This window comes from Myxococcus virescens (assembly GCF_900101905.1).
Lineage (GTDB): Bacteria > Myxococcota > Myxococcia > Myxococcales > Myxococcaceae > Myxococcus > Myxococcus virescens.
Genome location: NZ_FNAJ01000014.1, coordinates 43,388 through 54,386, shown reverse-complemented (window position 1 = coordinate 54,386; position 10,999 = coordinate 43,388). Strand labels below are relative to the sequence as shown.

The following is a 10,999-nucleotide window of genomic DNA, read 5'->3' as shown; positions in this document are numbered from 1 at the left end:
CCCCCGCCCATGAGACTGATTTCACGCTCCTCCTTCTCCAGCGCCGCGCTGGTGGGCCTGCTGAGCGTCGTGCTCACCGCCTGCGGCTCGGACCCGAAGCCCCCCGGTGAGCCTGATGCCGGAGGCGGCGAAGTCCCGTCCTACGCCGTGGGCGGAACGCTGTCGGGCCTGCGTGACGGCGCCCAGGTGGTGCTGCGCAACGGCGAAGAGTCCCTGCGCGTCACCACCAATGGTTCCTTTGCCTTCAGCCAGAAGGTCGCGCGAGGTGCGGCCTACGCTGTCACCGTCCAGTCGCCGCCTGAGGGCGCCTCCTGCACCGTGGAGAGCGGCAGCGGGACGATGGGCAACGCGGACGTCACCCGCGTCGCCGTCACCTGCGGCGCGAACACCTATCCGGTGGGTGGTGTCGTCTCTGGACTTCTCGAGAGGGCCTCGCTCGAGCTGCGGAACAACGACGGGCCCGTGCTCACCGTCTCCGCGAATGGGCCATTCCAGTTCCCCGCGGAGGTCGTCGATCTCGCCGGCTACTCGGTGACGGTGCAGTCGTCTCCGGAGGGCCATGACTGCACCGTGGAGCGCGGCGCCGGCACGGTGAAGGGCTCGGCCGTCACCGATGTGGCCATCACGTGCGCGGCGAGCACCTTCGGCGTGCGCGGCTCGCTGTTTGGCCTGACACAGGGGCAGTCGGTGGTGCTGAGGAACAACGGGGGCGATGCCATCACCATCACCGCCAGCGGGCAGTTCGCCTTCGCGACGCCGGTGGCCTTCGGCGCGAGCTACGACGTCACCGTCGAGGCGGTGTATCCGGTGGCCTGCACCGTGAGCCGGGGGACCGGAACCATGGGTAACCAACCGGTGACGAACGTGAGCGTCAGCTGCAAGACGACACGGTTCTCGCTGGGAGGCACCGTGACGGGCCTCCTCCCCGCAAGCTCGGTGGAGCTCACGAACGGCGCGGAATCGCTCCGCGTCAACGTGGATGGCTCCTTCGCCTTCGTCGGGCCGGTGGATGACCTGAGTGGCTACTCGGTGACGGTGAGCTCGCCGCCCATGGGCCAGGCCTGCGACGTGCGCAACGGGACTGGCACCGTGAGCGGGGCGCATGTGAACAGCGTGGTCGTGACGTGCTGGGCGTCGGAGTATTCGCTGGGCGGAAGCGTGGCGGGACTCTCGGGGGGACAGTCGGTGGTGCTGAAGAACAACGGAGGGGATGCGCTCACCGTTGCGTCAAATGGCTCCTTCACGTTCCCGACGCCGGTGTCCTACTGGAGCACGTACGCCGTCACCGCCGAGGCTCGCTACCCGCTGATCTGCAGCGTGCCGAATGGCACGGGCCGAATCGAGGTAGGGGGCATCGCGGACGTGGTGGTCTCCTGCACCACGCGGTCCTTCACTGTCGGAGGCGAGGTGGCGGGGCTCGTCGAGGGAACCGCGTTGGAGCTGTGGAACAACGAGCAGGAGCGTCTCACCGTTTCCGCGAATGGGCCCTTCGCCTTCCTCCAGCCGGTGGCGGACCTGAGCGCCTACTCCGTCTCGGTGAAGACCCAGCCGGAGGGACAGTCCTGTGAGGTGCGGCAGGGCACGGGCACGCTGGGGGGCGCGGCCGTCACGAGCGTGTCGGTCGTCTGCTCGCCGGAGTCCTATCTCGTGCGCGGCACCGTGGCGGGGCTGGGGGATGGGCAGTCGGCGGTGCTGAGGAACAACGGAGGGGATGTCCTCACGGTCTCCGCCGATGGAGCCTTCACCTTCCCGACGCCGGTGGCCTTCGGCGCGACCTATTCCGTCACGGCCCAGGCGACCGCGCCGCTGGTGTGCACCGTGTCGAACGGTACGGGCACGATGGGCGAGGGTGACGTCACCCGCATCGAGGTGCTCTGCGGCACGGCGTCGTATCCCGTGGGTGGCAGTGTGAGCGGCCTGGCCGAGGGCGCCATGCTCGAGCTCCAGAACAACGGCGACGAGGTGCTCCCGGTTTCGGCCAATGGTGCCTTCACCTTCGCCCAGCACGTCGCGGAGCAGGGCAGCTACTCGGTGACGGTGAAGACTCAGCCGGAGAACCAACGCTGCTCCGTGAACTCCGGCGTGGGGACCGTGAGCGGTGCGCCCGTCACGAACATCGTCGTCACGTGTGAGAGCGTCTACCGGCTGCGCGTCAGTGTTTCGGGGCTGATCGGCACGCTGGGGCTGAAGTCCGGCGCGGACGCCCTCACGGTCGCCACCGACGGGGAGTCTTCGTTCCCGCTGCCGCTGCGTCCTGGCGAGGCGTATGCGGTGGAGGTGAGCCGTCACCCGATGGGACAGACCTGCGAAATCTCGGGAGGAACGGGCACCATGGGCGAGGTCCACGTCACCGTCATGGTGGCCTGTGAGGCGAACGCGATGGTGGTCCGGGTGGGCGCGGGCGCCGCGGCCCTCAACTCGAATGCCACGGAGGTCTTCATCGATGAGTACCGCCCCATGGGGGGGGCTCCCGTGCGCACCTTCGCCATTCCCGCCTCGAGCGCGGCGGGGGCGGCCCGCCTCACGGTGGTCGGCAGTGATGTCCACCAGGGTTACCTCTCTCGCTCGGGCAATGGTCGCCTGCTCACCTTCACGGGCTTCGATGCGGACGTGGGCCTGGCGAACGTCTCGGGCACGACCGCATCGGCGACACCTCGGGTCATCGGGCAGTTGGACCTCGCGGGGACCTTCACCCTCCCTGTGCGTCTGAGCGATGCCTATGACCAAGACCTGGTGCGCTCGGCCTCGACGGTGGACGGCACTGGCTACTGGCTGTCGGGTCGAGGCGGCGGCATCCGCCATGCGCTGCCTGCCGAGAACACCACGGTGTCGGCAGCCATCTCCACGGGCGTGGTGGACACCCGCTTCGTGAGCCTGTTCGACGGCCGCGTCTACTTCTCGCTCGGAATCCCTCCGAGCCCGAATCCCCAGGGCTACAACCAGGGCGTCCTGACGTTCCCCACCGAGCAGCCCACCGCGGCGGTCGCGCCGAACCAGCTCCCCTCGTTCTCGACGACGCTCAACTCGTCCGGCTTCGCGCTGCTCGATGAACGCCCCGAGGTGGCCGGTGTGGACACCGCTTACGTGTCCATCAACCTCAACCAGAATGCGAACCAGGGCGGGACTCCGGACACGTTGCGCCTGGAGAAGTGGACCTTTGACGGGGTGAGCTGGAGCAAGGTGTCCAGCTTCGTGCCCACCTTCGCCGCCGCGGGGACCACCACCGTGCGTATCGCCACCCATGGCGTCTCGGCGGTGCGGACTCCCCGGGGAGTCCGCGTCTACGTCACCACGTACCAGTCGGGTGGTGGTGGCGCGGGCAACCTCCTGGTGTCCTTCCTGGATGATGGAAGCTCGTTCACGCCGTCCGTGCGTGTCGTGGCCACGGCGCCGGCCAACACCAGCTTCCGGGGCGTGAGCGCCAGCCCGCTGCCCTGAGTCGTGAAGCGCGCGGCATCAGCGCCCCTAGGGGATTCCTGAGGGACCTCCAGGGGCGCCCCCGATGGTGCGCGCCGCCTGAATCCGTACCGTTTCGTTTCCAACTCCATGGTTGCTGTTCGTCGCACGCGCGGCGGTTTGCTGCAGAGAGGTCCATCCATGTCAGTGCGTTCCCGTTGTCGTCTGCTTCACCCCGCGTTGCTGGGGCTGGTCGCGGCGGCAGTCCTTGTCGGCTGCAGTAGCGAGAAGTCCTCCCCCTCCGTGAAGACCCTGCGGATTACGCCCGAGCGCTTCTCGCTCGCCGTGGGCATCGGCGCGGACGTCACCGCGACCGCCACCTTCTCAGATGGCAGCACGCGGGACGTCACGCGCGAGGCTTCGTGGTCCTCGACGGATGCCGTCATCGGTACGGTGTCCTCCGAGGCGGGCGCCGCGCCCCAGGTGCGCGCGCTGGCCAAGGGACAGACGACGCTGCGCGCGACCTACTCCGACGTCTCCGCGCAGGCGCGGCTCGACGTGACGGACGCCACGGCGGTCTCGCTGTCCATCGAGCCGAAGGAGCTGGCGCTCGCCGCGGGCCTCTCGCGGCAGCTCGCCGCCACGGCCTCCTTCTCGGATGGCACGTCGCACGGGCTCACCAGCGACATCATCTGGTCCTCCTCCAACGAGGCGATTGCCGTGGTCTCCGCGAGCGGCCTGGTTCACGCCGGTTCGCCCGGCGAGGCCACCCTCAAGGCCCGGTTCGGCACGCTGGAGGCCACCGTCAAGGCGACCGTCACCTCGGCCGTCGTGACGTCGGTGGCGGTGACTCCGAATGACGCCTCGATGGCCCGGGGCAGCACGCTGATGTTGACCGCCCTGGCGACCCGTTCGGATGGCACGACGGTGGACGTCTCCAATGAGGCCACCTGGAGCTCCAGTGACGGGAACATCGTGTCGCTGAACAAGCGCGTCGCGAGCGGCGCCGCGCTGGGTGGGGCCCGGGTCACCGCGACCTTCGCGAGCGTGAGTGGCGACACCGAGGTGACGGTGTCCGAGGCCGTCGCGCTCGCCGTCTCGCCGGCGGCGAGCATGCTGATTGAAGGCCACCCGAGCCAGCTCCACGCCGAGGCCACGCTGTCCAACGGCCGGACCCAGGAGGTCACCGCGAGCGCCGCCTGGACGAGCAACACGACGGACGTGGCCGTGGTCTCCATGACCGCGTCCACGCGTGGGCAGGTGACGCCGGTAGGGCAGGGCTCCGCCACCATCACCGCGACCTTCAACGGACTTCGCGGTACCGGCCAGGTGAGCGTGTCGAAGCTGAGCATCACCAGCGTCGTCCCGACGTTCCAGATGATGGAGGATGGGGTGGTCTCCTTCACGGCGCGGATCACCAAGGCCCTGCCGCCCTCCACGCGGCTGCGGTGGCGCGTGTCGGTGATTCGTCACAACCCGCCGGCCGATCTCCACCTGCCTCCCACCGACAGCCCCGTGGTGGGCCAGCCGGTGCGCTACTTCTCGGGCGCCGCGGGTGAGGTGGCCGACCAGCCGGAGACGTGGACGGGCGGCTCGGAGACCGACGCGAGCGGCGCGGCGTACATGAGCCAGGAGTCGGGCTTCGAGCTGGGGGCGACTGAGCTTCAGGGCGCCGACGGCCACACGTACGCCTTCCGCACGCGGTTCGCCATCAAGGGCGACTACACGTTCAACGTCGAGCTGTTCGAGGTCGGCGCCGGGGGTGCGCTGGCTCGAATCGGCGACGCCACGGAGCTGCGCGCCACCGTGGGGACGATGCGCGCGACGGATGCCTCCGAGCTGCTGATCTTCACCGCTTCTCCCTCGGCGGAGGCCCAGACGGAGGAGGAGTCCTTCCCGCAGGCGTTCGCCGTGCGACCGGATGGCTCCCAGTTCCGTCAAATCACCCAGGCGCCCACGCCGTTCTTCTCTCCGCGAGACGTCCACTCGGAGGTGATTCGTTCGCCGGACCGCAAGTCGGTGGTCTGGGTGGACGGGCGAGACAAGTTCGGGGGCATCTACTTCCAGGGGCTCCTCTACATCGCGGACGCGGACGGCAGCCGGGTGCGGCGCCTCACCCAGGCGGACTCGTCGCTGTGCGGAGAGCGCATGCCGGAGTACTCGCCGGATGGGCAGTGGATTTCGTTCATGCGGTCGTGCGCGCGAGACCCGTACCCGGGCCGTGATGGCCTCGAGTTCACCTTCATCATCCGCGCTGACGGGACGGACGAGCGGCGCGTCCTCATCAGTGGCATCAACGACATGCCGGCGCCCGTCCCCATCTGGCCGCTGGTCTTCTCCTCCTTCTCGCGCGACGGCAAGACGCTCTACACGGTGCAGTACGCGATGAAGGGCGCCCAGCTCTGGGCCTTCTCGCTGGAGGATGGGAGCGCGCGCTCCATCATCAACTTCTCCGTCCCGGGACAGGAGATGGCCTCCATCGTGCGGTTCCCGATGGAGCTGCCCAACGGCGACCTGCTGTACCACTACTGGAACGAGGACGTGTGGTCGGACACGTGGCTGGAGCGCATCCGGCCCGACGGCACGGGCCGCGAAATCGTGCGGCCCGTCATGCGCGGCAGCAGGGGCGAGTTGCTCCAGTCCCTCTTCACGCTCTCTCCCGATGGCACGAAGGTCGCCTACACCGAGCGGGACCCGGTGACGGGAATCAACACCCTCATGGTGTCCAACATCGACGGCTCGGAAGCCGTCTCCATGGGGAACCCTCCGGCCTACTTCGTGCGGCGCATCTTCTGGGCTCGCTAGCGCGCGTGCCGAGCACACCCATCCCTCTTTCGAGGTCCATCTCGTGAAATCGCTCCTCAAGAACCTCGCCGGTGTCGCGCTGGCGTTCGCGGGCACGCAGGCTGGTGCCGACTCCCTTCCCAACTACGATGCTCTGCTGGAGCGCCCGCCGGCTCCCGGAGCCCGCTCGCTCCTGGAGGACCGTGCGAGTCTGGGCGGGCAGGTGCTGCACCGCGAGCACCGGCTCGGCGTGCCGACCTTCGTCTGGGCCTCGCGGCCCGCGCAAGGTACGGCGTTTCCCCCGTCGCTTCGCGCGGCCAGCGACTACGCGCGGATGTCTCCGGCGACCGCGGCCCGGCTCCAGCTCGATGCGCTGGCTCCGTTCCATGGCGGCCGGTCGCTCTCGCAGGTGGGGACTTCGGTCGCCAGCGTTCGCCGGAGCCCGCTGGGCTCCTCGGTGGTGACGCTGCGGCAGGAGGTGGGTGGCGTCGAGGTGTTCCGTGGCACCGTCAACCTGCTCCTCGACAAGGAGAACGTGCTGGTGGCCGCCTCAGGCCACCTCTCGCCGGACGTGGGGCAGGGCAACAAGAGCCCCGCGCGCTCCTTCCGGATGGGGGCTCCCCAGGCCGTGGCCGCGGCGTTCGCGGACCTGACGGGGCAGTCGCTCGATGCCGGCCTGCTGCGGCTCACGGGCGGGGCCTCGGGCCGCTACTCGCATCATGACCTGGTCCCCTATGCCCGGCCGCTCCCGGTCGGGCTGCGCATCCCCGCTCGAAGCAAGCCGGTGCTCTTCCAGCTTCCCGAGGGACTGCTCCCCGCCTACTACGTGGAGCTGAACACGGGCGCCGCCGGCTCCTCGGCCTCGGACTACTACTCGTACGTCATCGCCGCGGAGGACGGCCGGGTGCTGTTCCGCAAGAACCTCACGGCGGACGCGGCGCACAGCTACCGCGTCTGGGCGGATGCCACGTCTCCGTTCACTCCGTTCGCCGGACCGTCGGGCAATGCGCACATCCCGCACCCGACGGGGACGCCGGATGGCGACGTGCCGCTCTTCGTCGAGCGCAACCTGGTGACGCTCGACAACGCGCCCTTCAGCCGCAATGACCCGTGGCTGCCCGTGGCTGCCACGGAGTCGGTGGGCAACAACGTGGATGCGTATGCGGACCTGGCCTCGCCGGACGGGTTCGGCGCGGGAGACATGCGCGCGGCCATCACGGGGCCCGCGACGTTCGACTATCCGTACAGCTTCAACTTGCTGCCGTACGAGACACCCCAGCAGATCCAGTCCGCCGTCACGCAGTTGTTCTATGTGAACAACTGGCTGCACGACGCGTACTACGACGCGGGCTTCAACGAAGCGGCGGGCAACGCCCAGCATGACAACTACGGGCGGGGAGGGCTCGGGGGCGACAGCATCAAGGCGGAGGCGCAGGACTTCGGTGGCGTGAACAACGCCAACATGTCCACCCCGGCCGACGGTGCTCGGCCGCGGATGCAGATGTTCATCTTTCCCGGGAACACCGCACAGCGCTCCGTCGAAGTGACGGCCCCCGCGAGCATCGCCGGGCCGTATACCTTCGTCTCCTCGCAGTTCGGCCCGCGCGTGTTCTCGGTGTCCGGCCGCGTGGTCGAAGGGCTCGATGCGGGGAACGCCGACGGGCCTTCCACGACAGATGGTTGCACGGCGCTCACCAACGCCGCGGCGGTGGAGGGGAACATCGCCCTCTTCGACCGAGGCACCTGCGGCTTCCATCGGAAGGCACTCACGGCCCAGGCCGCTGGGGCCATCGGGGTCGTCATTGCCAATATCGATGGCATGGACATGCCCGAGGGAATGGGCTTCGAGAACGGGCTGTCGCCGTCGCGCATTGGCGCGGTGCTGATTCCGAAGGGGGACGGGGACCGCATCCGGGGGAAGCTCACGGAGGGGGTGCAGCTCTCGATGATTCAGCGCCCCGAGGGGGACCTGGACGGGACCATCGACACGAGCATCGTGGCGCACGAGTGGGGGCACTACATCAGCAACCGGCTCGTCCATGACGGAGCGGGCCTGGGCACCAACCAGGCGCGCAGCATGGGGGAGGGGTGGGCGGACTTCCACGCCCTGCTGCTCTCGGTGCGCGAGGAGGATGCGCAGGTCGCCTCGAATCCGAACTGGACGGGCGTCTTCCCGGTGGGCGACTTCGCGACGCGGAACATGAGCGCGGACGCCGCCTACTTCGGGATTCGCCGCGTGCCCTACTCGGTGGACTTCCGCAAGAACCCGCTGACCTTCAAGCACATCTCCAACGGAGTCCGTCTTCCCAGCGGTGTGCCCTATGCCTTCGGCGCCGATGGGAGCAACAACGCCGAGTACCACAACGCCGGCGAAGTCTGGGCGACCATGCTGTGGGAGTGCTACGTCGGGCTGCTGCGTGACTCCTCGCGGCTCTCGTTCGACGAAGTCCAGCGGCGGATGAAGAGCTACCTCGTCACCGCGTACACGCTGACCCCGGCCTCGCCGACGTTCCTGGAGGCTCGCGACGCGCTGCTCGCGGCGGCCTATGCGGGAGACCCGGCGGACTACCAAATCTTCGCGGAGGCGTTTGCTCGGCGCGGCGCGGGAATCGGCGCGGTGGCGCCGGACCGGGCCTCCACGAACCATGCGGGCGTGGTGGAGAGCTTTCGCACGGGCGCGGATGTGGTGTTCGTCTCGGCGGAGCTCACCGAGGACGGCAGCGAGAACACCTGCGACGCGGACGGGTACCTGGACAACGGGGAGAGCGGCGTGCTGCGCGTCACGCTGCGCTCCACGGGCACCGCCCCGCTTCAGGCGACGAGCATCTCCGTCTCGTCGGACAGCGAGGCCGTGCAGTTGGCCAACGGTGGGGCGGCGAGCTTCCCTGCCATGGGCCTGTACGAGACGGCCACGGTGGAGGTGCCGGTGCGGCTCTGGGGCGCGGCGCCTCGCTCGGTGGTCCACTTCAACATCGCCTACCGCGATGCCAACGGGGTGGCTGCCGGTGACAAGAAGGCGACGCTGAGCGCCAAGGTGGAGCAGGACGAGCTCCCTGGGGCCTCGACGACCGAGAGTGTGGATGCGCGGCTGCTGCCCTGGACGATGACGTCCGCGATGGGCGGCGTCTCCTTCACCGTGAACGAGGATGCCGGGAGTGAGCGCTCCTTCCACGGAGAGGACGTGGGGCGCGCCGCGGACTTCGCGCTCGTCTCGCCGCCGCTCCATGTGGGCAGAGCGGGCTTGTCGTTCACCTTCCGCCACCGGTACGCCTTCGAGGCGTCAAGGGGAGAGTTCTTTGACGGCGGTGTCCTCGAGCTGTCGGAGGATGACGGCCAGACGTGGACCGATATCGGAAACCGCATCACCTCCAACGGGTACAACGTCACGCTCACGAACTACGAAGGGAACGTCAATCCACTCTCCGGGCGCCGCGCCTTCGGTGGTGCGAGCTTCGCGTTCACGCAGAAGCAGATGGTGATGTCGAGCGTGAACCTGGGCTCTGCCTCCGCGGAGAAGGTGGTTCGCATCCGCTTCCGCATTGGCGCGGATGAGGCGGCCGGGGGCTTTGGCTGGTTCATCGATGACATCGCCTTCTCGGGGTTGGCGAACACGCCCTTCACGGCGCTGGTGGACGAGCAGGGGGTCTGCACGACGGGCCAGGTGGATGCGCAGGCGGGCGAGGACCTGGCGGTCGATGAGCTGTCCGTGGTGCAGTTGCAGGGCAGCGGCAGCAGCCTGGCGGGTGGTGCGCTCACGTACCGTTGGGAGCAGGTGGCGGGTCCCTTCGCCGCGATGAGTGGCGCGGACACGGCCACGCCCAGCTTCACCGCGCCGGAGGTGCTGGCCGATACCATGCTGACCTTCCGCCTGACGGTGCTGGACGGGGGCCTGCGGGACAGGGACACGGTCCAGGTGCTCGTGCGCCAGGTGAACAAGGCGCCCGTGGCGTCCGGGGGCACCGCGCTGACGGTGGACGAGGGGAGCACGGTGACGCTCCAGGGAAGCGCGGAGGACCCGGACGGCGACGCGGTGGTCAGCCAGCAGTGGACGCAGGTCTCGGGTCTGCCCGTCACGCTGACGGGCGCTGATACGCTGACCCCGAGCTTCACCGCGCCCGCGGTCGCCAAGGGGAGCGAGGAGCTCGTCTTCCAGCTCGTGGCGAGTGACGGGCAGCTGAGTGGCGAGGCCGCGATGGTGAGTGTGACGGTGCGCCACGTGCCGCTCGCGCCCACCGTGAGCGCGGGGGACGATGTGTCCACCTTCTCGGCGAAGTCCGTCACGCTGACGGCCACGGCCACGGACCCGGAGCAGGGGACGCTGACCTACGCGTGGAGCCAGCGCGAGGGCCCCGCCGTGACGCTCCAGGATGCGACGCAGGCGCGTGTCCAGTTCACCGCGCCTGAGGTCTCGGCCACCACGGAGTTCGTCTTCGTGGTGAAGGTCTCCTCGGAGAGTGGCCTGTCCGCGGAGGACCGGGTCACGGTGACGGTGAGCCCGGCGCCCCCGGCGCCGAAGGAGTCCAGCGGTTGCTCGTCCACCGGGACGACTGCCGCGCTCCCGTTGGCGATGGCGTTGCTCTCTCTCCTCGCGTGGAGGCGGCGCGAGGACTGACGCCGTCCTGATGTTGTCTTGAGGCAGTGAAGAGGGGCGGTGGCACATGTGCCATCGCCCGCCCCGGTTACCAACGCTCTTGGGAAGGTGCGCCAGTCAGGGGCTCGCAGCAAATGTAAAGAGTCTGAGCTCGCCCCACGAAATCGGGGCGAGCTCACTCTCTCTAGAGGCGCACCGCGCCCGCGTCATCAAGATGCTGGACGTGGA

The 10,999-nt window shown here is 69.0% G+C and carries 3 protein-coding genes; all 3 read left to right on the top strand.

The window, feature by feature from the left end:
- Nucleotides 1-9: 9 nt before the first annotated feature.
- The 3 genes from BLU09_RS29510 (at nt 10) to BLU09_RS29500 (ending at nt 10,792) form a co-directional block, all read left to right on the top strand.
- Nucleotides 10-3,438, top strand: coding sequence for a hypothetical protein (locus tag BLU09_RS29510; protein ID WP_244172111.1), 3,429 nt, complete (start codon nt 10-12; stop codon nt 3,436-3,438).
- Nucleotides 3,439-3,699: 261 nt separating this feature from the next.
- Nucleotides 3,700-6,201, top strand: coding sequence for an Ig-like domain-containing protein (locus BLU09_RS29505; RefSeq protein ID WP_167371184.1), 2,502 nt, complete (start codon nt 3,700-3,702; stop codon nt 6,199-6,201).
- Nucleotides 6,202-6,244: 43 nt separating this feature from the next.
- Complete coding sequence (locus BLU09_RS29500) at nt 6,245-10,792, top strand: myxosortase-dependent M36 family metallopeptidase (RefSeq protein WP_090493336.1); 4,548 nt, start codon at nt 6,245-6,247, stop codon at nt 10,790-10,792.
- Nucleotides 10,793-10,999: the final 207 nt, after the last annotated feature.